This is a genomic window from Pedomonas mirosovicensis, from assembly GCF_022569295.1.
Lineage (GTDB): Bacteria > Pseudomonadota > Alphaproteobacteria > Sphingomonadales > Sphingomonadaceae > Pedomonas > Pedomonas mirosovicensis.
In genome coordinates, this window is sequence record NZ_JAKFIA010000001.1 from 1,080,730 (window position 1) to 1,102,302 (window position 21,573).

19 protein-coding genes and 2 pseudogenes are annotated in these 21,573 nt (G+C 66.5%); 14 read left to right on the plus strand and 7 right to left on the minus strand.

Annotated features, from left to right (window positions below; translation table 11 throughout):
* Position 1 precedes the first annotated feature (1 nt).
* The 9 genes and pseudogenes from murD (at position 2) to ftsZ (ending at position 10,700) form a co-directional block, all read left to right on the plus strand.
* Positions 2–1,364 (plus strand): annotated as a pseudogene (gene murD, locus L0C21_RS05110) (UDP-N-acetylmuramoyl-L-alanine--D-glutamate ligase).
* Positions 1,361–2,518 (plus strand): FtsW/RodA/SpoVE family cell cycle protein, encoded by a 1,158-nt coding sequence (locus L0C21_RS05115; protein ID WP_259277331.1) that lies wholly within the window; start codon positions 1,361–1,363, stop codon positions 2,516–2,518. The pseudogene murD and the gene L0C21_RS05115 overlap by 4 nt, the downstream one beginning before the upstream one ends.
* A complete protein-coding gene (gene murG, locus L0C21_RS05120; RefSeq protein WP_259277332.1) occupies positions 2,515–3,678 on the plus strand; it encodes an undecaprenyldiphospho-muramoylpentapeptide beta-N-acetylglucosaminyltransferase in 1,164 nt (387 codons plus the stop codon). Before L0C21_RS05115 ends, murG begins: the two co-directional genes overlap by 4 nt.
* Positions 3,675–5,099: a UDP-N-acetylmuramate--L-alanine ligase gene (gene murC / locus L0C21_RS05125; protein WP_259277333.1), complete on the plus strand. Its 1,425-nt coding sequence runs from the start codon at positions 3,675–3,677 to the stop codon at positions 5,097–5,099. Before murG ends, murC begins: the two co-directional genes overlap by 4 nt.
* A complete protein-coding gene (gene murB / locus L0C21_RS05130) occupies positions 5,096–6,043 on the plus strand; it encodes a UDP-N-acetylmuramate dehydrogenase (RefSeq protein WP_259277334.1) in 948 nt (315 codons plus the stop codon). The genes murC and murB overlap by 4 nt, the downstream gene beginning before the upstream one ends.
* Complete coding sequence (locus L0C21_RS05135; RefSeq protein WP_259277335.1) at positions 6,040–6,966, plus strand: D-alanine--D-alanine ligase; 927 nt, start codon at positions 6,040–6,042, stop codon at positions 6,964–6,966. The genes murB and L0C21_RS05135 overlap by 4 nt, the downstream gene beginning before the upstream one ends.
* Positions 6,963–7,814, plus strand: a complete 852-nt coding sequence (locus tag L0C21_RS05140; RefSeq protein ID WP_259277336.1) for a cell division protein FtsQ/DivIB — start codon at positions 6,963–6,965, stop codon at positions 7,812–7,814. Before L0C21_RS05135 ends, L0C21_RS05140 begins: the two co-directional genes overlap by 4 nt.
* Complete coding sequence (gene ftsA, locus L0C21_RS05145; protein ID WP_259277337.1) at positions 7,811–9,088, plus strand: cell division protein FtsA; 1,278 nt, start codon at positions 7,811–7,813, stop codon at positions 9,086–9,088. Before L0C21_RS05140 ends, ftsA begins: the two co-directional genes overlap by 4 nt.
* An 85-nt stretch (positions 9,089–9,173) precedes the next feature.
* Positions 9,174–10,700 (plus strand): cell division protein FtsZ, encoded by a 1,527-nt coding sequence (ftsZ, locus tag L0C21_RS05150; RefSeq protein WP_259277338.1) that lies wholly within the window; start codon positions 9,174–9,176, stop codon positions 10,698–10,700.
* Between the two features lie 632 nt (positions 10,701–11,332).
* Here ftsZ and hemF read toward each other — a convergent pair.
* The 3 genes from hemF to L0C21_RS05165 are packed head-to-tail and all read right to left on the minus strand — an operon-like array spanning position 11,333 to position 13,766.
* Positions 11,333–12,202 carry an oxygen-dependent coproporphyrinogen oxidase gene (gene hemF / locus L0C21_RS05155; RefSeq protein ID WP_259277339.1) on the minus strand — a complete coding sequence of 290 codons (870 nt, stop codon included), beginning with the start codon at positions 12,200–12,202 and terminating at the stop codon, positions 11,333–11,335.
* Complete coding sequence (locus tag L0C21_RS05160; RefSeq protein WP_259277340.1) at positions 12,199–12,657, minus strand: tRNA (cytidine(34)-2'-O)-methyltransferase; 459 nt, start codon at positions 12,655–12,657, stop codon at positions 12,199–12,201. Before L0C21_RS05160 ends, hemF begins: the two co-directional genes overlap by 4 nt.
* Before the next feature lie 11 nt (positions 12,658–12,668).
* Entirely contained in the window at positions 12,669–13,766 is a 1,098-nt protein-coding gene (locus tag L0C21_RS05165) for a strictosidine synthase family protein (RefSeq protein WP_259277341.1), read from the minus strand.
* A 217-nt stretch (positions 13,767–13,983) separates the two neighbouring features.
* Here L0C21_RS05165 and petA point away from each other — a divergent pair, with 217 nt between their 5' ends.
* From petA to L0C21_RS05190, 5 genes are all read left to right on the plus strand, one after another.
* Positions 13,984–14,553: a ubiquinol-cytochrome c reductase iron-sulfur subunit gene (gene petA / locus L0C21_RS05170; RefSeq protein ID WP_259277342.1), complete on the plus strand. Its 570-nt coding sequence runs from the start codon at positions 13,984–13,986 to the stop codon at positions 14,551–14,553.
* A gap of 8 nt (positions 14,554–14,561) precedes the next feature.
* Positions 14,562–15,833 carry a cytochrome b gene (locus L0C21_RS05175; protein ID WP_259277343.1) on the plus strand — a complete coding sequence of 424 codons (1,272 nt, stop codon included), beginning with the start codon at positions 14,562–14,564 and terminating at the stop codon, positions 15,831–15,833.
* 14 nt (positions 15,834–15,847) lie between these two features.
* Entirely contained in the window at positions 15,848–16,669 is an 822-nt protein-coding gene (locus L0C21_RS05180; RefSeq protein ID WP_259277344.1) for a cytochrome c1, read from the plus strand.
* A gap of 93 nt (positions 16,670–16,762) precedes the next feature.
* A complete protein-coding gene (locus L0C21_RS05185) occupies positions 16,763–17,656 on the plus strand; it encodes an S-methyl-5'-thioadenosine phosphorylase (protein ID WP_259277345.1) in 894 nt (297 codons plus the stop codon).
* Positions 17,653–18,195 (plus strand): adenine phosphoribosyltransferase, encoded by a 543-nt coding sequence (locus tag L0C21_RS05190; RefSeq protein ID WP_259277346.1) that lies wholly within the window; start codon positions 17,653–17,655, stop codon positions 18,193–18,195. Before L0C21_RS05185 ends, L0C21_RS05190 begins: the two co-directional genes overlap by 4 nt.
* 59 nt (positions 18,196–18,254) lie before the next feature.
* On the opposite strand, the gene L0C21_RS05195 is transcribed toward L0C21_RS05190, so the two are convergent.
* From L0C21_RS05195 to L0C21_RS05210, 4 genes and pseudogenes are all read right to left on the minus strand, one after another.
* The gene (locus L0C21_RS05195; protein WP_259277347.1) at positions 18,255–18,701 is read right to left on the minus strand and encodes a MaoC family dehydratase; all 447 of its coding nucleotides are present in this window, start codon (positions 18,699–18,701) and stop codon (positions 18,255–18,257) included.
* A 7-nt stretch (positions 18,702–18,708) separates the two neighbouring features.
* Entirely contained in the window at positions 18,709–19,806 is a 1,098-nt protein-coding gene (gene ychF / locus L0C21_RS05200) for a redox-regulated ATPase YchF (RefSeq protein ID WP_259277348.1), read from the minus strand.
* 294 nt (positions 19,807–20,100) lie between these two features.
* Positions 20,101–20,662 (minus strand): annotated as a pseudogene (gene pth / locus L0C21_RS05205) (aminoacyl-tRNA hydrolase); the annotation flags it as partial.
* A 93-nt stretch (positions 20,663–20,755) separates the two neighbouring features.
* Entirely contained in the window at positions 20,756–21,367 is a 612-nt protein-coding gene (locus tag L0C21_RS05210) for a 50S ribosomal protein L25/general stress protein Ctc (RefSeq protein WP_259277349.1), read from the minus strand.
* Positions 21,368–21,573 lie beyond the last annotated feature (206 nt).

Consider the following 21,573-nt stretch of genomic DNA (forward strand, 5'->3'; position numbering starts at 1 on the left):
GATGATTACTGCCCGCGCCTTTACGGGAAAACGCTACGCCGTCTTCGGGCTGGCCCGCACCGGGCTGGCGACGGCGCGCGCGCTGTTGGCGTCCGGCGCGCAGGTGCTGGCGTGGGACGACGGCGAGGCCGCCCGCGAGAAGGCGGCGGCGGCAGGCATCACGCTCGCCAACCTCTATGAGACGGACTTCGCCGGGCTCGACGGCCTGCTGCTGTCGCCGGGCGTGCCGCTCTACCTGCCGGTGCCGCATCCGCTGGCGGAGAAAGCGCGCGCGGCGGGCGTTGCCATCATGGGCGATATCGAGCTGTTCGCGCAGGCGCAGCCTGAGCTGCCGGCGCACCGGGTCATCGCCATCACCGGCACCAACGGCAAATCAACGACAACGGCGCTGATCCATCACGTGCTGACGCACAGCGGCATCGAGGCGCGGCTGGGCGGCAACATCGGCCTGCCGATCCTGGGCGAGGAGCCCCTGCCCGCAGGCGGCGTCTATGTGCTGGAGCTTTCCTCCTTCCAGATCGACCTCATTCACAACCTCTCGGCGGATGTTGCGGTGCTGACCAACATCACGCCGGACCATCTGGACCGCCACGGCGACATGGCGGGCTATGCCCATGCCAAGGAGCGTTTGTTCCGCATGCAGACGGCCGAGCAGACGGCGGTGATCTCGGTGGACGATGACCACTGCCGCGCCATCGCCCGCACGGCGACGGCGCAGCTGCGCCCCATTTCCATCGAGGCGGCGCAGCCGGGTGGCGTTGCCGTTGTTGGCGGCAAGCTGATCGTGGACGGCGAGACGCTGGGCGCGCAAGCCGCGTGGCCGCGCCTGCAAGGGCCGCACAATGCCCAGAACGCCGCCGCCGCCTTCGCCGCGACGCGGGCGCTGGGCGTGGAGCCTGCAAAGATCTCTGGCGGCGTTCGAGACCTACCCCGGCTTGCCGCACCGCATGGAATTCGTGGCCGAGATCGGCGGCGTCACCTACCTCAATGATTCCAAGGCGACCAACCCGACCTCCACGGCCCCGGCGCTGGCGGCTTATCCTGCCATTCACTGGATTGCGGGCGGCAAGGCCAAGACGGACGAACTGGACGCCTGCCTGCCGCACCTACGCAACGTGCGCGCCGCCTACACCATTGGCGCCGCAGAAGAGCTGTTCGCGCGCCTCCTCTCCCCGCATGTCGCCGTGGAAAAGGCGGGCACACTGGAGAACGCGGTGAAGCTGGCAGCTGCCCGCGCCCGCCCAGGCGAGGTCGTGCTGCTGTCCCCGGCGTGCGCGTCCTACGACCAGTTCCGTGATTTCGAGGCCCGTGGCGACGCCTTCCGCGCAGCCGTGGCTGCGCTGAAAGGGGACGGCGGCGCATGATCCCCTTTCGTCGTACCGACCGCACCGCCGTCAGCCGCTGGTTCTGGACCATCGACCGGATCCTGCTGGGGATGCTGCTGCTGCTCATCTCCATCGGCATCGTGGCGGTCATGTCGGCCAGCCCGGCGGCGGCGCACCGCTACTCGGGCGGGTCGGTTCGCCTCAACGATATGATGTATTTCCAGCGCCACCTGTTCTGGGTGGGGCTGGGCATTCCGGTGATGATCGCGACCTCCCTGCTGCCGATCCAGTGGATCCGGCGGCTGTGCGTCGTGGGGTTCCTGTTCTTCCTGGCGGCGCTGATGGCGGTGCCGCTCGTCGGCTCCGACGCCAACGGCGCGGTGCGCTGGATCAGCCTGGGGGGCTTCCAGTTCCAGCCGTCGGAGTTCCTCAAGCCCGCGTTTATCGTCACGACCGCGTGGATTCTCTCCGCCCGCTATGACGACAGCACGGTGCCCGCCTTTCAGGTGGCCGCGGGCCTCCTGGTGCTCGTCATCGGCTTTCTGGTCATCCAGCCGGATTACGGCCAGAGCGCGCTCATCCTGTTCGTGTGGTTCGCCCAGGCGCTGCTGGCGGGCCTGAACCTCTATGCCTTCGGCACCATGGCGGTGGCGGGCCTCTCCGGTATGGGGCTGGCCTATCTGTTCGTGCCGCACGTCCAGTCGCGTATCGACCGGTTCATCTTCTCCGAGGGTGACACCTATCAGGCGGACAAGGCCATGGAGTGCTTCCAGGCGGGCGGCCTGTTCGGCACCGGGCCGGGGCAGGGACTGGTGAAGATGCAGCTGCCCGAGCCACACACCGACTACATCTTCGCCGTCATCGGCGAGGAGTTCGGCATGCTCGCCTGCCTCGGGCTGGCGATCCTTTACCTTGGCATCATCGTGCGCGTGCTGCTGCAGCTGGTGAACGAGGACGACCCCTTCATCGTGCTGTCGGTGGCGGGGCTCACCACACAGTTCGGCGCGCAGGCCTTCATCAACATGGGCGTGAACCTGCACCTCCTGCCCTCCAAGGGCATGACCCTGCCGTTCATCAGCCACGGCGGTTCCTCGTTCATCGCCACGGCCATGACCATGGGGCTGGTGCTGGCGCTGACGCGGCGCAACCGCTTCCTCGATGCCAGCCCGTTCGTGGCGGGGAGGGCCGCATGACCGCGTTGCCGAACAAACCGCTCATCGTGGTGGCGGCCGGGGGCACCGGCGGCCACATGGTGCCGGGCCATGCGGTGGCCAAGCGGCTGGAGGCGCTCGGCTTCCGCGTCGCGCTGATGACGGACGATCGCGGCCTGCGCTACCCCGGCCTGTTCGAGGGCATGCCCCGGCACGTGCTGGCCTCCGGCACGCTGGGTGGCGGCCTCAAAGGCAAGGTGACAGCGCTCACCAAGATTTACGAGGGCGCGAAGACCGCCCGCCGCCTGATGCAGGCGGACCGGCCCGCCGTGGTGGCGGGCTTCGGCGGCTATCCGGCGCTGCCCTCCCTGCTGGCGGCGATCAGCTTGGGCATTCCCGTCATCATCCACGAGCAGAACGCGGTGCTGGGGCGGGTCAACCGCCTGCTGGCGGGGTTCACGGCGGCCATCGCCACCACCTTCAGCCACACCCGGCGGCTGAAGGCGCGGCTCAACGCCCGCACGCATGTCACCGGCAACCCGGTGCGGCAGGAGATTCTGGCGCTGCGGGACCTGCCTTACCCCGAGTTCAACGACCGGTCGGCATTCCGCATCCTCGTCATCGGCGGCAGCCAGGGGGCGAAGATCCTCGCCGACGTGGTGCCCGCCGCCATCGACCTGCTGCCGCCCGAGCTGAAGCGGCGCGTCCGCATCACCCAGCAGTGCCGCGAGGCGGATCTGGAGACGGTGCGTAAGCTCTACGTTCGCGTCGGCGTCTCGGCCGAATGCAGCGCCTACATCACCGACATGGCGGACAAGCTGCGTCTTGCCCATCTGGTCATCGCTCGCGCCGGAGCCTCGACGCTTTCGGAACTGACGGCCGTCGGCCGCCCGTCAATCCTCGTGCCGCTGCCGACCGCCATGGACGACCACCAGACCGCCAACGCGCGGGACGTGGCGGACGCGGGCGGCGCGCTGCTGATCCCGCAAGGCGAGTTCACGCCCGAGGCGCTGGCGGCGAGCATCCGCGCCTTCGCCGAAACTCCCTCCAGTCTCGTCGAGATGGCAAACATGGCAAAGGCCGCGGGCAGGCCGGAGGCAGCGGCGGAACTGGCGCAACTGATCGCCCGCGTGGCGGGCGCGCCCACATCAACGACAACAGGCGGCAAGGCCGTCGCAAGCAAGGCAAAGGCAGCAGTATGAGTGGCCTCGAGCGCGACATCGGCACCATTCACTTCGTCGGCATCGGCGGCATCGGCATGTCCGGCATCGCCGAGGTGATGAAGAATCTGGGCTACAGCGTGCAGGGCTCGGACGTGGCGGAGAGCTACAACGTCGCCCGCCTGCGCGAACGGGGCATTCCGGTTTCCATCGGCCACAAGGCGGAGAATCTGGGCGACGCGGCGGTGGTGGTGGTCTCCTCCGCCATCCGCAACGGCAACCCGGAGGTGGATCTGGCGCGGGAGAAGTTCATCCCCGTCGTCCGCCGTGCCGAGATGCTGGCCGAGCTGATGCGCCTCAAGAATACCGTGGCCGTGGCCGGAACCCACGGCAAGACGACGACGACCTCGCTCATCGCCGCCGTGCTGGATCAGGCCGAGCTGGACCCGACCGTCATCAACGGCGGCATCATCAACGCCTACGGCACCAACGCGCGCCTGGGCGAGGGCCAGTGGATGGTGGTGGAGGCGGACGAGTCCGACGGCTCCTTCCTGCGTCTGCCGCCGACCATCGGCATCGTCACCAACATCGACCCCGAGCATCTGGACCACTACGGCTCGTTCGAGAAGGTGAAGCAGTCCTTCATCGAGTTTATCGAGCACGTGCCGTTCTATGGCGCGGCGGTGCTGTGCCTCGACCACCCGGAGGTGCAGGCGATCATCCCGCACGTCACCGACCGGCCGATCATCACCTACGGCTTCAACGCCCAGGCCGACGTGCGCGGCGATCAGGTGACGCCGTTCCCCGGCGGCAACCGCTTCAACGCGGTCATCACCAACCGCCGCACCGGCGAGCAGCGCACCATCGAGGGGCTGGAGTTGGCCATGCCGGGCCGCCACAACGTGCAGAACGCGCTCTCCGCCATCGCGGTCGCCCAGAAGCTGGGCATTTCCGATGACGCGCTGAAGGCGGCCTTCGCCGGGTTCGGCGGCGTCAAGCGGCGCTTCACCCGCGTGGGCGAGGTGGATGGCGTCACCATCATCGACGACTACGGCCACCACCCGGTCGAGATCAAAGCCGTGCTGGCCGCCGCCCGCGAGGGCATCGGCGAGGGGCGCGTCATCGCCGTTGCCCAGCCGCACCGCTACACCCGTCTGCGCGACCTGATGAGCGAGTTCTGCACCTGCTTCAACGACGCCGATACGGTGGTCGTGGTGCCGGTCTATGCGGCGGGCGAAGCCCCGATCGAGGGTGTGGACCGCGATGCGCTGGTCAAGGGCCTGCGCGCCAGCGGCCACCGCCACGTGCTGGCGGCGGACGATGCCGCGCATCTGGCCGAGCAGCTTGCCGAAATGGCCCACCCCGGCGACATGGTGGTGTGCCTGGGCGCAGGCGATATCACCAAATGGGCGGCGGGCCTTGCGGACGCCATCAAATCCCGGCGGGAGGGCGCTGCCGCATGACGCTGGCCACGGCCATTCCCGCGCTGATCGACCGGCTGCCGCCCGCGCGCGGCACGCTGGAGGCTGGCGGCTCGCTGGCGGACTTCATCTGGTTCCGCTGCGGCGGCCCGGCGGACGTGCTGTTCCGTCCGGCAGACCTCGACGATCTGATGGATTTCCTGAAGAACTGCCCGGCGGACGTGCCGGTGCTGCCGGTGGGCGTTGGCTCGAACCTCCTGGTGCGGGATGGCGGCGTCGAAGGCGTGGTGGTGCGGTTGCCGAAGACCTTCGCGCAGGTTGCTGTCGAGCCGAACAATCGCGTGCGCGCCGGGGCGGCGGCCATGGGCATCACCGTGGCGAGCGCCGCGCGCGATGCGGGGCTGGGCGGCATGGAGTTCCTGCGCGGCATTCCCGGCACCGTCGGCGGGGCCGTGCGGATGAACGCCGGCGCTTATGGGCGCGAGACGGCGGACATTCTGGTGGAATGCACGGTCGTCCATCGGGACGGGCGGGTGGAAACCTTGCCTGCTTCCGCGCTCGGCTACACCTACCGCCACTCCGAACTGCCGGAGGGGGCGATCGTCGTCGAGGCGGTGTTCAAGGGCGTGCCCGCCGACCCGAAGGTGGTGGGCGCGGAGATGGACCGCATCGCTAGCGAACGCGAGGCGAGCCAGCCGCTGCGCTCCCGCACCGGCGGCAGCACCTTCAAGAACCCCGATGGCGACAAGGCGTGGCGTCTGATTGATGCCGCCGGCTGCCGGGGGCTGACGCGCGGGGGCGCGCAGGTGAGCGAGAAGCACTGCAATTTCCTCCTCAACACCGGCGGGGCGACGAGCGCCGATCTGGAAGAACTGGGCGAGGAAGTGCGTGCCCGCGTGAAGGAGACGAGCGGGGTCGATCTCCACTGGGAGATCCAGCGCATCGGGCGTCATCAGAAGACCAGCGTACGGAAGGATGAGGCATGAGCCGTCATGTTGTTGTGTTGATGGGCGGCTGGTCCGCCGAGCGGGAGGTCTCGCTGACCTCGGGCAAGGCCGTGGCCGATGCCTGCGAGCGGCTGGGCTATCGCGTCACCCGCCTCGACATGCAGCGCGACGTGGCCCAGCGCCTCGCCGAATTGAAGCCGGACGTGGTGTTCAACGCGCTGCACGGCCATCCGGGCGAGGATGGTTCGGTGCAGGGCATGCTCGACCTTATGGGCATTGCCTACACCCATTCAGGGCTCACGACCTCGGCCGTCGCCATCGACAAGCAGCTCACCAAGGTTGTGCTGGAGAAGGCGGGCATCCGCATGCCGGGCGGCGGAGTCGTAAAGTCCGAGAGCATCTACGAGGCCGACCCGCTGCCGCGCCCCTATGTGCTGAAGCCGGTGAACGAGGGGTCGTCGGTCGGCGTCGCCATCGTCACCGACACCTGCAACTACGGCAACCCGATCCGCCGCGATGCCAAGGGCCCGTGGCAGCAGTTCGAGGAGTTGCTGGCCGAGCCGTTCATTCCGGGGCGGGAGCTGACCGTTTCGGTGCTGAAGGGCGAAGCGCTGGCCGTGACCGAACTTCAGCCGACGCAAGGCTTCTACGATTACGACGCCAAGTACACCGATGGCCTGACCCGCCATATCGTACCGGCGCAGATTCACCCCGACGTAGCGCGGCAGGCGATGGAAATGGCGGTTGCAGCGCATAATGCGCTTGGGTGCCGGGGTGTATCCCGCTCCGATTTCCGCTATGACGATACTCAGGGCGAGCCGGGGATTCTGTACCTGCTTGAAGTCAACACGCAGCCGGGTATGACCCCGCTGTCGTTGGTGCCCGAGCAGGCGGCGTACCGGGGCATCAGTTTCGACGCGTTGGTCGGAATGCTGATTGAGGAGGCAGGGGGCAATCGATGAGCAAACGCTCATCCAAATCGAAGAAGCAGCAAACCGGTGCGCTCTGGCGGAGCCTGCGCCGTGGCCTGATGCTGGCCGGCGGACTGGCGGCTGCCGGTGCCGTGGCGGGCCTTTGCCTCTGGTATTTCGACGTGCCGCAGCGCCTGAAATTCAGCCTGGCCCAAGGGGTGGCCAGCCTCGGTTTCGAGGTGACGACGCTTCATGTCACCGGCCTCAAGCATGCGCCGCGCCTTGCCGTCTACAGCGCCGTGCTGGATGGCCGCACCAATTCCATGCTCACCATCGACCTCGACGATGTGCGCGCGCGCCTGCTGGAGAACCCCTGGATTCAGGAGGTTTCCGTCTCGCGGCGGCTGCCGGATACGCTGAACATCGTCGTTCAGGAGCGCAAGCCGGTCGCCCTCTGGCAGACCCAGGGCCGTCTCAGCGTCATCGACGTCTATGGCCGGGTGCTGGAGACCGAACGGTTGAAGCAGTTCGCCAAGCTGCCCATCGTTGTGGGGGCAGAAGCCAACCAGCACGCCATGAGCCTGTTCTCCCTGCTCTCCATCCACCCGGAGCTGCGCTCGCGCATGGACGCGGCCACCTGGATCGGCGGCCGGCGCTGGGACCTGCGCTTCCGCTCGGGCGAGCTCCTGATGCTGCCCGAGGGCGAGGAAGCCAGCCGCAAGGCGCTGGAGCGGTTCTCGGTGATGGAGCGCAACACGGGGCTCTTGGGCAGGGGTTTCGCCCGCTTCGACATGCGGCAGGAAGACCGGCTTTACACGCGCCGGGCCGCCACCATGAAAAACAGCAGCGACACCCGTAGCGTACGCGCCGAAGTTGCGGCGCAGGGAGTTGATATATGAGCGGGAACCGGCGCAAAGGCGGGGCCAGGCTTGCTCTCTCCAAGGGGGAGCGTATCGTTGCGGCCCTTGACGTGGGCACCTCCAAGGTGGCGGCGCTGATCGCGCTGCTGACGCCCGGCAGCGAACCGCGCATCCTCGGCTTCGGCCATCAGCTGTGCACGGGCGTCCGCAAGGGCATGGTCGCGGACATGGAAGCGACCGAGCGGGCCATCCGCGCTGCCATGGACCAAGCCGAGAAGATGGCCGAGACCACGGTCGATCGGGTGGTCGTCAGCATGTCCTCGGGCGGGCTGGCCTACCAGATTCATCAGGTGGACGTGGACATCGCCGGCCACCGCATCGAGCGGGCGGATATCGACCGCGTGCTGAACGAAGGCCGCGAGCGGATTGACCCCGGTGGGCGCACCATTCTGCACGCCATTCCGGCCATCTACACCATCGACGGGCTGACCGGCGTCGTGAACCCGCTGGGCTTCCATGCCGAGCGGCTGGGGGTGGACATTCTCGTCGTCTCCGCCGAGACGGCCCCCTTGCGGAACCTCGACCTGTGCGTGCGCCAGGCGCACCTCGACGTGCAGGCGATCGTCGCCTCGCCGCTGGCCAGCGGCCTGGCCTGCCTCGAGGCGGAGCAGCGCGAACTGGGCGTGGCCCTCGTCGAGATGGGCGCGGGCGTTACCAACGTCTCGGTGCTGGCGCGCGGCATGGTCGTGGGCATGGCCTGCGTGCCCATGGGCGGCTCGGACATCGTCGATGACATCGCGGCGGCCTTCAACACGCGGCGCAGCCATGCCGAGCGGATGCTCTCGCTCCATGGCACGCTCATCACCACCAGCCGCGACAACCACGATCTGGTCGAGGTGCTGCCTCTCCGTGATGGCGGCCCGGCCTCGTGGATCACCAAGGCGCAGCTTTCCAGCGTCATCCGCATGCGGGTGGAGGCGATTCTCTCCGAGGTGGCGCAGCGGCTCGACGAGCTGGGTTTCCGCCGCGCGGTGGGCCGTTCCGTTGTCATGACGGGCGGCGTTGCGGACCTCAACGGCATAGCGCATTTCGCCACAGGCGTGTTCGGCAGGGAAACAAAAATTGCGACGCCTAGGCCACTTGAGGGATTACCGGAGGCTGCAACCGGACCGGCGTTCTCGACCCTCGTCGGCCTGGTGCAGCATGAGCTGCGGCAAGGACATGATATCTGGCGAGACGCGCGCATCTCCATGAACCGGATTTCGCGCAGCCCGCTCGAGCGCATGATTGAGATCCTGAGGGGAAGCTTGTGACCAGGGCCCCGATGGACCAAAACGATAACAAACTGAACCAATTATCGGTCAGATACGAACTTCGTCGAGACAAGGAGGTTAGGGCATGGGTATTGAACTGAAGCGGCCGGAGCTGACAGAGCTTGCGCCGCGCATTACCGTGATCGGCGTGGGTGGCGCAGGCGGCAATGCCGTTGCCAACATGATCCGGTCTGGCCTGCAGGGCGTGGACTTCGTCGTGGCCAACACGGACGCGCAGGCGCTGGCCAGCAGCCCGGCCGAGACCCGCATCCAGCTTGGCCTCAAGATTACCCAAGGCCTCGGCGCGGGCTCGCGTCCCGAAATCGGCCGCGCCGCGGCCGAGGAAACGCTGGAGACGCTGGAGACGGCGCTCGAGGGCAGCCACATGTGCTTCATCACCGCCGGCATGGGCGGTGGCACCGGCACCGGCGCGGCGCCGATCGTCGCCCGCGCGGCCCGCGAGAAGGGTATCCTCACCGTCGGCGTCGTGACGAAGCCGTTCAGCTTCGAGGGCGCGCGCCGCATGCGCTCGGCCGATGAAGGCATCGCCGAGCTGCAAAAGCACGTCGACACGCTGATTATCATTCCGAACCAGAACCTGTTCCGTATCGCCAACCCGCAGACCACCTTCAAGGAAGCCTTCTGCATGGCGGACGAGGTGCTGCACGCGGGCGTGCGCGGCATCACTGACCTCATGGTCATGCCGGGCCTCATCAACCTCGACTTCGCCGATATCCGCACGGTGATGAGCGAGATGGGCAAGGCGATGATGGGCACCGGCGAGGCCGAGGGCCCGAGCCGCGCCATCGAGGCCGCCCAGGCTGCCATCGCCAACCCGCTGCTGGACGAGGTGTCCATGCGCGGGGCCAAGGGCGTCATCATCAACATCACCGGTGGCGACGACCTCACCCTGTTCGAGGTGGACGAGGCCGCCAACCACATCCGCGAGATGGTGGATCCGGAAGCCAACATCATCGTCGGTTCGGCCTTCAACGAGGAACTGACCGGCCGTATGCGCGTGTCGGTGGTCGCCACCGGCATCGATGCCGCCACCCCGGCCGCCCAGCAGCCCCAGCAGCCGGCGGCGCGCCCCGGCATGGGCTTTGCGCCGGTCGCGTCGTCCTTCCCAACCGCCGCTGCTGCCAAGCCGGTTGCCGGCGCTCCGGCTCCCGTGGCTCCGGTTGCGGCTGCCCCGGCTCCCGAGCCTGCCGCTCCGGTGGAGGAGGACATCCTCTCGCTCGATGCCAGCAATCAGGTGGAGGAGCCCGAGGCCGCCCAGGCTCCGGCCGCTGCTCCGGCTGCGCCTGCCGCGCCGGTTCGCGCTGAACCGCCGGTCGAGGCTGCGCGTCCGGCCCCGGTTGCGCCGGCGCCTGCCGCCCATGTGGCGCCCGAGCCGGTTGCCGCGCCGGTCTATCCGGAGCCGATGCGCCCGATGAAGCGCCCCGAGCCTCAGCGCGCGCCAACCCTGTTCGAGCGCATGATGGGCATTACCCGCTCGGCTCCGGCCGAGGAGCCAGCGCAGGAAACCCCCGCGCCGCAGCCGCGCGGCCAGCGCGCCCAGGGTGATGATCCGCTGGAGATCCCGACGTTTCTGAAGCGGCAGGCCAACTAAGGCCCGCACGCTTCCCTGACCGAATAATCTCGACGAAGACTGGCCTCTTCCCGGCATGCCGGGGAGAGGCTTTTCTTTGCCCGATGAGTTGACCCACCGGAAAAACAGGAGCGGGGAGCCCCGGCCAGCCCCAAGGCGTCCGGGCGATCCGGAAACTCCCCTTGGCATTCGCGTCAATCCCTGCCGCGCCGCCCGAGCGACAGCCCTAAGCGGACCGCTTGCACGAGCAAGGCCAGCATGGCGACGACAATCGCCATCCCGTCAGATGTCATTTCTTTGATCACCCTTTCTAAGCCCGCAAATTTCCACACGTGTGCGGATTGAGGCGGTTGACGGCAGGACGCGCTGCCGGGCCAAACAACCAGCCAGACGGACAAGAGGGATAGGAGCAGGCGAAGCGAGGCTGCACAAGAACTCTATGGTCGTAAGCGATTGAAATATAATAGAATTAATTTAGCCACCTTGCGGTGGATGACGAATATTAGACCATAGAGCTGTTGTGCTGGGTGCCGGTGGCTATATGGTGGCGGCACCAGTCAGATGTCGTTACGACAATCACCTTTCAAGACCCCGCGGGCGGCCAACCTGCGGGGTCTTTTACGTTCAGGCCGGAACTCAGGTAAGCCGGGGGCTCAGGGCCACTTGGCCTCGGGCGGCAGGCTCATGAGAATGGCCTCCACGTTGCCGCCGGTCTTGAGGCCGAAGGTGGTGCCGCGATCGTAGACCAGATTGAACTCAGCATAGAGGCCGCGATAGCGCAACTGTTCCTCGCGCTGCTCAGGGGTCCACTCCTCCTTCACATGGCGGCGCACCAGTTGCGGGTAGATATCGAGGAAGGCCTTGCCCACGTCCTGGGTGAAGGCGAAGTCCTTGCCCCAGTCGCCGGTGTTCAGGTGGTCGTAGAAAATGCCGCCGACGCCCCGCGCCCGGTTGCGGTGCGGGATGTAGAAGTATTCATCGCACCACTGTTTGAAGCGCGGATAGTAGTCCGGGTCATGTCGATCACACGCCTGTTTGAAGGCGGCGTGGAAGTCTGCCGTGTCCTGCCCGACGGGAAAGGGCGGGTTGAGGTCCGCCCCGCCGCCGAACCACCATTTGGTGGTGACGAGAAACCGCGTGTTCATGTGCACGGCGGGCACCAGCGGCGAGCGCATGTGGGCAACGAGGCTGATGCCGGTGGCAAAGAAGCGCGGATCTTCGGCTGCCCCGTTGATCTGCTTGGCGAACTCAGGCGCGAAGGTGCCCTCGACGGTTGAGATGTTGACGCCAACCTTCTCGAACACCCGGCCCTTCATAATGGACATGACGCCGCCGCCGCCAGGCGCACCGGTGTAATCCGTGCGCTCCCACGCCTTGCGCTCGAAGCGGCCGGGGGGAAGGTCGGAGCCGGGGCCGGTGGTCTGTTCGTTCTCGATCGCCTCGAAGGCGGCGCAGATCTGGTTCCGCAACTGCTCGAACCACTGCGCGGCCTGTCTCTTGCGGTCGTCCATCTGGTCCGTCATTGCGGAAATCCTCCCGTCTGCCGCAATGCCTCGGACAGAACCATGGCGGCGGCTGTGGCAACATTGAGCGAGCGCGCCGACGGCAGCATGGGTATCCGCACGACGGCATCGCAGGCCGCTTCCACCTCAGGCGGGGTGCCGGAAGTTTCGCGACCGAGCATGAGTATATCCTTGGGCGCAAAGCCGAAGTCTATGTGGCGCAGGGTCCCGGTGGTCTCCACCAGGACCAGCCGGTGCCCCGCTTCCCGGCGCCAGGCGTTGAAGGCGGCAAAGTCGATATGCCGCCGCAGGTCGACGAAATCCATGTAATCCATGCCTGCGCGCCGGAGAGCACGGTCGGAGAAGGGGAAGCCGCACGGCTCGACGATATCCACCGGCACGCCCAGGCAGGCGCACAGGCGCAGCATGGTGCCGGTGTTGGGCGGAATCTCGGGTTCAAACAGGGCAAGACGCATGGCAAGGGGCTCTAGCGGCTTGCCCCCTGGCACATCAAGACCCCGCGCTCATAGACCGAGCCGACGAACAGCCGGTTGTTCTGGTCCACCATCGCCACCGAGGAGGCGGACAGCTGGTTGCCGTCGTCCACGAAGGGCAGGGGCAGGTCCGGGCGCGGGGGCGCGGGGAAGGGCAGGTCCTTGGGATCGAGCTGCAGCACCATGGAGGGCGCGCGTCGCTTGTGCGGCGCCTTCGCATAGGCCTGGAAGGCCAGCGGACGCGGATGGCCGGCAACGACCACCGTCCCATCCGGGTGCAGAACAAGGTTGTCCGCCGCCATGGGCAGGGGGATCTCGCGTTCCTTCGCCAGCTCCCCGGTGAACGGGTTGCGACGAAACAGCGTGACGGAGCGGCCAACCGATTCGCCCACCAGCAGCCATTGTCCGTCGGGCGAGCGAATGATGCCGTTGGCGAATTGCAGTCCCTCGGCCACCACATGGGCCCGGCGGCCGTCATAGTAGGCGACCGTGTTGGTGGGCAGCATCAGATAGGTGGCGGCAAGGCGCTTCCAGGTCGGATCGTCGAAGGGATCGTTGGTAACGTAGAACTGGTCGGCCGATATGGCGACGATGTCGTTGGGCGAGGTAAAGGCCGTGCTGCCGATGGTGCGGCTGTGGATCAGCTGACCATCCTTGCCCACGTCGAACACTTCGATGGAATGGCGCTTTCCATCCGCCCCGTGGTTGACGACGAACAGGCGGCGGCTGCCGTCCCAGTCCACCAGCAGATCGAGGCCATGGGGGAAGAAACCATCGTCTTTCCGCGCGTTCAGGGGCGTGAGCGTTGGAGTTGGCCCGCTGAAATCGAGAAGGAAAATATCTCCCTTCGGCCGGCCGCCATGGTTGACGGCATAGCGGTCGGCGCTTGAGACGTAGGCGCGCTTGCGTTCCCAGTCGACGGCGAAGTCCTCCGCCCCCACCGGGCCGGCCAGCCGTATGCATTGGGCAGGGGAGCGGGGCTCCAGCGGCTCCAGCCAGCCGGTCAGCGGCAGCGCCATCGCCGTATAGAGGCTAATAGCCAATACGGCGAGGATTGCCGCCAGTCTGATCCGCCGCTTTTCGTCGCGCATGTGCCTGCCTTTCCGGTGCAATCTGCGTCTTGAAACAGAGGCTTAAATCATTTCCGAGGGTTGCATAGAGGGCAATGCGGCCAAATTGCCCATTGCGCCACACTGTCAGGGTTATTATGGAACCGGGCATATTGGGGGCATGGGGGCCTCCCAATGGGCTTTTGGACCGACGGCTATGGGGCCGCCGGTCGTAGTTGCATCAGGGACCACGACAGATATGGCTACAGCCGAAACACCAGCCGCCGCTCAGCCAGGGACGACGGAGGAGGGCGTTCGCCGCCGCGACTTCATCCACATCGCCACCGGTGCCTTCGTGACGGGCGGCGCCGTCATGGCGGCTTGGCCGTTCATTTCTCAGATGAACCCTGCCGCGGACACGCGCGCGCTTTCCACGGTCGAGGTCGACCTGACGCCGATTGCGGCCGGTCAGGCGATCAAGGTCATGTGGCAGGGCAAGCCGGTGTTCATCCGGAACCGCACTCAGGCGGAGATCCAGACCGTTCGTGCGGTCAACGTCTCCGAACTGCGCGACCCGCAGACCGATCAGGAACGCGTCAAGGCAGGCCACGACAACTGGCTCATCACCCTGGGCGTGTGCACCCACCTGGGCTGCGTGCCGCTCGGCACCGCCCAGGGCGAGCCGAAGGGCGAGTACGGCGGTTACTTCTGCCCGTGCCATGGTTCGCACTACGATGCTTCGGGACGTATCCGCAAAGGCCCGGCGCCGAAGAACCTTGAAGTGCCCCAGTACGCCTTCAAGACGCCGACCTCCATTGTGATCGGGTGAGGTAAGACATGTCGTTTCATTGGGCCAAGCCATACGAACCCAAATCGCCGGTGATGAAGTGGATTGACAGCCGTCTTCCGCTGCCCCGGCTTGTTGTTGAATCCCTGGGAACCTACGAGGCTCCCAAGAACCTGAACTACTGGTGGAACTTCGGCTCGCTCGCCGGTCTGTTCCTGGTGGTGCAGATCGTCACCGGCATCGTGCTGGCCATGCACTACGCGGCCAACGAAACCGTCGCCTTCGCCTCGGTCGAGCGCATCATGCGCGACGTCAACTTCGGTTGGCTGATCCGCTACATGCACGCCAACGGCGCGTCGTTCTTCTTCATCGTGGTCTACGTCCACATCTTCCGCGGCCTCTACTACGGTTCCTACAAGGCACCGCGCGAGATGCTGTGGATCCTGGGCGTCGTGATCTTCCTCCTCATGATGGCCACCGCCTTCATGGGCTACGTGCTGCCGTGGGGCCAGATGTCCTTCTGGGGCGCGCAGGTGATCACCGGCCTGTTCGGCGCCATTCCGCTGATCGGCTCGGACATCCAGACCTGGCTGCTGGGCGCGCCGTTCGTGGGCAACCCGGCGCTGAACAAGTTCTTCTCGCTGCACTACCTGCTGCCGTTCGTCATCGCCGGCGTTGTGATCCTGCACATCTGGGCGCTGCACATTCCGGGTTCCAACAACCCGCTGGGCATCGACGTGAAGGGTCCGCAGGACACGGTTCCGTTCCACCCGTACTACACGATCAAGGACCTGGTCGGCGTGGTGGTGGCGCTGATTGTCTTCTCCGCCTTCGTGTTCTTCCTGCCGAACGCGCTCGGCCACCCGGACAACTACATCCCGGCCAACCCGCTGGCGACCCCGGCGCACATCGTCCCTGAATGGTATTTCTGGCCGTTCTACGCGATCCTGCGCGCCTTCACGGTCGACTTCTTCGGCATCCCGGCCAAGCTGTGGGGCGTGCTGGCGATGTTCTCGTCGATCCTGCTGTTGCTGTTCCTGCCGTGGCTCGATTCGTCGCCGGTCCGTTCGGCCCGCTTCCGCCCGGTCTACAAGCAGCTGTTCTGGCTTCTGATGTTCGACGTGCTGCTGCTGGGCTTCTGCGGTCAGGCCCCGGCCGAGGAACCGTTCGTCCGCATCAGCCAGTTCGCTGCTGCCTACTACTTCATTCACTTCCTGATCCTCGTGCCGCTGGTCGCGCGTCTTGAAACGCCGAAGCCGCTGCCGCGCAGCATTGCGGATCCAGTTCTGCCGGGCGAAACCGTCGCTCAGCCGGCCGAGTAAGGGGGACCTGCGTAATGATCCGTTATGTTTCCTACGGTGTGGGCGCGATCTTCTCGCTCGCTCTCCTGGTGGGCGCCTTCACTCCGCGTGACGAGGCGCACCCCGATCCGGTGAAGGCGCTGGAGAAGGAGCACAAGGAAGTGCACTTCGCCCATCAGGGCATCTTCGGCACCTATGATCGCGCGCAGCTGCAGCGCGGCTTCCAGGTCTACCGGGAAGTCTGCTCCGCCTGCCACAGCCTGAACCTGGTGGCCTTCCGCTCGCTGGCCGACCTCGGCTACAACGAGGCCGAGATCAAGGCGATCGCCAAGAGCTATGAGGTTCCGGCCATCGACGAGAAGACCGGCGAGGCGACCACCCGCCCGGCTCTGCCGTCGGACCACTTCCATGGTCCGTACGAGAACGAGGTTGCGGCGGCTGCTGCCAACAACGGCAAGGCTCCGCCGGATCTGTCGCTGATCGTGAAGGCGCGCGAGGGCCATGAGGCCTACATCTACTCGATCCTGACCGGCTATCAGAACCCGCCGGCTGGCTTCGACGTGCCGGAGGGCCGCAGCTTCAACCCGTACTTCCCGGGTACGGTCATCGGCATGCCCAAGCCGCTGTCGGACGATCAGGTCACCTACGCCGACGGCACCAAGGCAACCGTCGACCAGATGGCCAAGGACGTGGCTGCGTTCCTGACCTGGACCGCCGAGCCGAAGCTGGAAAACCGCAAGCGCACCGGCGTTGGCGCCATCGCCTTCCTGAGCATCCTGCTGGTGCTCAGCATCATCAGCTACAAGAAGATCTGGGCCAGCGTGAAGGGCCCCAAGCCGCACGACACCATGGCGTGATCGTGAGACTTGATTGATCTGAGGGAAAGGCCGGGGCTGCGCTCCGGCCTTTCGCTTTTTTGAGGGCACGGCAAATACAGGCAGCGAGGAACCATGGCTGGGCATCGGCAGGGCGGGCGTCTTGGCATTATCGGCGGCAGCGGCCTCTACCGCATGGCGGGGCTTGAGGATGCGGAATGGCAGACCGTGGAGACGCCGTGGGGCAGCCCGTCGGAGGCATTGCTCACCGGGCGGCTGGCGGGCCGGGAGGTGGTGTTCCTGCCCCGGCACGGGCGGCACCATGGCCTCGCGCCGCACGAGCTGAACCACCGCGCCAACATCGCGGCGCTGAAGACGCTGGGCGTGACGGAGATCCTCTCCATTTCCGCCTGCGGCTCCTTTCGCGAGCATCTGCCGCCGGGCACGTTCGTCATCGTTGACCAGTATATCGACCGCACGCAGGGCCGGGCGCGCAGCTTCTTCGGGGAGGGCGTGGTCGCCCACGTCTCGATGGCCGAGCCCGCCTGCGGGCGGCTGGGGGCCGTGGCGGCCGAGGCCTGTGCGGCGCTCCGCATCCCTCACCAAAAGGGCGGCACTTACCTCTGCATGGAAGGGCCCCAGTTCTCGACCCGCGCCGAGAGCCGGCTCTACCGCTCCTGGGGCGCGGATGTGATCGGCATGACCAACCTGCCCGAAGCCTACCTCGCCCGCGAGGCGGAGATCTGCTACCAGAGCGTCGCCATGGTGACCGATTTCGACAGCTGGCATGAAGCCCACGCCGCCGTTGAGGCCGCCGATGTGCTCAATGTGCTGTCCAACAACGGTCGGCTCGCCCAGGCGCTGGTAGCGGACATGGCGGCGCGGCTCGCCCCAAGGTCCGATGCCTGTCCGTCCGGTTGCGACCGGGCGCTGGATAACGCGATCCTGACGCCCCCGTCTGCCTGGCCGGAGGAGGCGCGGGGGCGCCTCGCCGTGGTTGCCGGGCGGGTGATGGGAGATATGAAATGACCGCGCCGAACGACGACCTGAAGCAGCTTATCCGCACCATTCCGGACCACCCCCTGCCGGGCGTGCAGTTTCGGGATATCACGCCGCTGCTGGGCGATGGTTTTGGCCTCAAGGAGAGCGTGCGCCGGCTGGCCGAACAGCTACAGGGCACGGGCGGACACAAGGTGGCGGGCATCGAGGCGCGCGGGTTCATCCTCGGCGGCGCGGTGGCCGCGCGCCTGGGGCTGGGGTTCGTGCCGGTTCGGAAGCGGGGCAAGCTGCCGTTCGAGACGGTAGGGCGGGACTACGAACTGGAATACGGCACCGACCGGGTGGAAATCCACGTGGATGCCGTCCGGCCCGGCGAGAAGGTGATCCTGGTCGATGATCTCATCGCCACCGGCGGCACGGCGCTGGCGGCGGTCGGCCTGTTCCGCTCCGTCGGCGTTGAAGTGGCTGCCAGCGGCTTTGTCATGGACCTGCCGGACCTGGGCGGCAGCGCGCGGCTGCGCGACGCCGGCGTGCCGGTGTTCAGCCTGCTCGACTTCCCTGGGGCTTGATCGGGGCTTTGCAGGAGGGGCGAGCCCCTCCTGCGAATACCCCCTTATGGCTCAAAAACTCACGCCGGGCGCTGGGAATAGAAGACGGTCGAGATCAGCGACATGACCGGCTTGCCCTCGGCATCCACCGTCTTCTGGTCGAAGGTCACAAGGCCAAAGCCCGGCCGGCTGCCGGACAGGCGAGTGCCGATCACTTTTACCCGCACGCTGAGCACGTCGCCCGGCACCACCGGGCGCAGCCAACGGATCTGCTCCACGCCCGGCGAGCCGTGGCCCAGCTCGCCCGTTTCCTTCATGCGCTCGGTCAGCATCCGCATGGTCATGGCGCAGGTATGCCAGCCGCTCGCGCACAGCGTGCCGAACAGGCTCTGGCGGGCAGCTTCGGGGTCCAAATGGAAAGGCTGAGGGTCGTACTTGCCGGCGAACTCAACAATCTCTTCAGCCGTTACGGCGTAGCGGCCGAAGGTTTCCTCATGACCGACACAAAAATCCTCGAAGTACTTCAAGTCAGCCTCACGTATTGAAGCGGAACAGCATGATATCGCCATCCTGAACGACATAATCCTTGCCTTCAAGACGCATCCGTCCCGCTTCCTTCGCGCCCTGCTCGCCGCCGAACTTCACGTAGTCGTCGTAGGAAATGGTCTCGGCGCGGATAAAGCCGCGCTCGAAGTCGGTGTGAATGACGCCGGCAGCCTCCGGAGCCTTGGCCCCCTTGTGGACGGTCCAGGCGCGGGCCTCCTTGGGGCCGACGGTGAAGAAGGTGATGAGGCTGAGAAGGCCATAGCCGGCGCGGATGACGCGGGCGAGGCCGGTTTCCTCCAGGCCGAGGTCGGAAAGGAAGGCGGGGCGGTCGGCCGGGTCCATCTGGGCGATCTCGGCCTCGATGGCGGCGGAGATGACGACGCTGAACGCCCCCTCGGCGGCGGCCTTCTCGGCCACCTTTTGCGAATAGGCGTTGCCAGTGGCGGCGCTGCCCTCATCCACGTTGCAGACGTAAAGCACCGGCTTGGAGGTGAGGAGCTGGGCTTGGCGGAAGACGCGCGCCTCCTCCTCGTCCTTCGGCGTGTAGAGGCGGGCGGGCTTGCCGTCGCGCAGCAGGTCGAGCACCGGCGTGAACACGGCTTCCTGCACCTTGGCTTCCTTGTCGCCGCCCTTGGCCTTCTTGGAAATCGCGACGAGGCGGCGCTCAAGGCTGTCCAGATCCGAAAGCATCAGCTCGGTTTCCACCGTCTCGGCGTCGGCGATGGGATCGACCCGGCCCTCGACGTGGGTGACGTCCCCCTCGAAGCAGCGCAGCACGTGGATGATGGCGTCTACCTCGCGGATGTTGCCGAGGAACTGGTTGCCGAGCCCTTCGCCCTTGGAGGCGCCGCGCACAAGACCGGCGATGTCCACGAACGCCAGCTGGGTCTCGATGATCTTGGCGGATTTGGCCAGCTTGGCGATTTCGTAAAGGCGCGGGTCCGGCACCGGCACCTGGCCCACGTTCGGCTCGATGGTGCAGAACGGGTAGTTGGCGGAGGCCGCGGCGGCGGTCTCGGTCAGCGCGTTGAACAGGGTGGACTTGCCGACGTTGGGCAGCCCGACGATGCCGCATTGAAAACCCATGGTGATCCTTGTCTCGCAACTGGCTTGCCGGGCGGGTCCGCTGGGCCCGCGCCCGGGTTTGACGATTTGGAAGGGGTATTAGCGCTTCTTGCCGAACTTGTCGAAGAGCGACTGCAGGGTGGGCATCACCCGGCTCGCGTTCGAAGGGGCATTGGAGGGCGCAGCAGCCGGAGCCGGGCGAGGCGAGGCTGAAATGACCCGCGCCACCGGCGTTCCCGGCGCGGCCGGGGCAGGAGCAGCAGCCTTTGCGCCCGCTGCCTTCTCCTGCGCCTCCTTCTTCGGCCGGGGCGGGGTGAGGCGCTGGGCGACGGCGGAGGCGAAGCGCGCGTCGTTGCCCTTGGCCAGCCACTGGCTCTCGGCTGCTACGGCGTCCAGCAGGGGCTCCAGCCAGTCCTGGTCCGCCTTGGCGAAGTCCCCCAGCACCCAGCCATGGACCCGCTCCTTCGAGCCGGGGTGGCCGATGCCAAGGCGCACGCGCCGGTAGTTGGGGCCAAGGTGAGAATCGATGGAGCGCAGGCCGTTATGTCCGGCTGCGCCGCCGCCCGTTTTCATCTTGAGCTTGGCGGGCGCGACGTCCAGTTCGTCATGGAACACGACGAGGGCCTCCAGCGGCAGCTTGTAGAAGCGCATGGCCTCCGCCACCGACTGGCCGGAGAGGTTCATGTAGGTCTGCGGCTTCAGGAGCAGCACCTTCTCGCCGGCGATGGTGCCTTCCGCCGCCAGGCCCTGAAACCGGCTGCGCCATGGGCCAAAGCCGTGCTCACGCGCGATCTCTCTCCACCGCCATGAAGCCGATGTTGTGGCGGTGGTGCTCGTACTGACTGCCGGGATTGCCCAGTCCAACAAAGAGCAGCATGGCCGAACCCCTGAAAAACTCTCCCGTTCCTACAAGCAAAAGGGGCGCAGGATCAAATCCCGCGCCCCCTTTGTGGCTGTGCTGACGCCAGGCTTAGGCGGTCGCTTCGCCTTCAGCAGCAGCTTCTTCCGACTTCAGGCCCGACGGCGCCACGACGGTGGCGACGGTCGCGTCGCGGTCGGTGATGGCGGTGGAGACGCCTTCCGGCAGGTTCAGGTTGCTGAGGTGCAGCGAGTCGTTGACCTCGAGGCCCTTCAGCGACACCACCAGTTCGTCAGGGATCTTGTCGGCCGGGCAGACCAGCTCGACTTCGTGACGAACGATGTTCAGCACGCCGCCGCGCTTCAGGCCGGGGCTCTGTGCCTCGTCCTCGAAGCGGACCGGCACGGCCACGGTCACGGTGGTGTTGCCGGAGACGCGCAGGAAGTCCACGTGCAGCGGACGGTCGGTCACCGGGTGGAACTGGACGTCGCGGGGCAGGGTGCGCTCGACGGAACCGTTGATCTCGATTTCAACCATCGAGTTCATGAAATGGCCCTTGTTGAGGAGCTTCCACAGCTCCTTGTCCGACACGGCGATCAGCGTCGGCTCTTTCTTGGCGCCATAGATAACGGCCGGAACGAGGCCCTGATAACGGGTCTTGCGGGCGGCTCCCTTGCCAGCACCGTCACGCAGCTCGGCTTTCAGAGAAAGCACTTGGCTCATGGGTAATCTCCATAGAACATGGGCGGACCTCCAGGGATGCGCCGCCCGGTTTGCGAAGCCGCTGTCTCTAGCGGACCAACCCGAAAAAGGCAAGGGCGCGAGCAGGGCCAAAACGGGGCGAAACGAAGCGTTTGCCGCCCCTCAGCAAAGCAGGTGGGGGGCGTGTGCGGCAGGCCAGCGCATACGCTACACATAAACTTGACCCT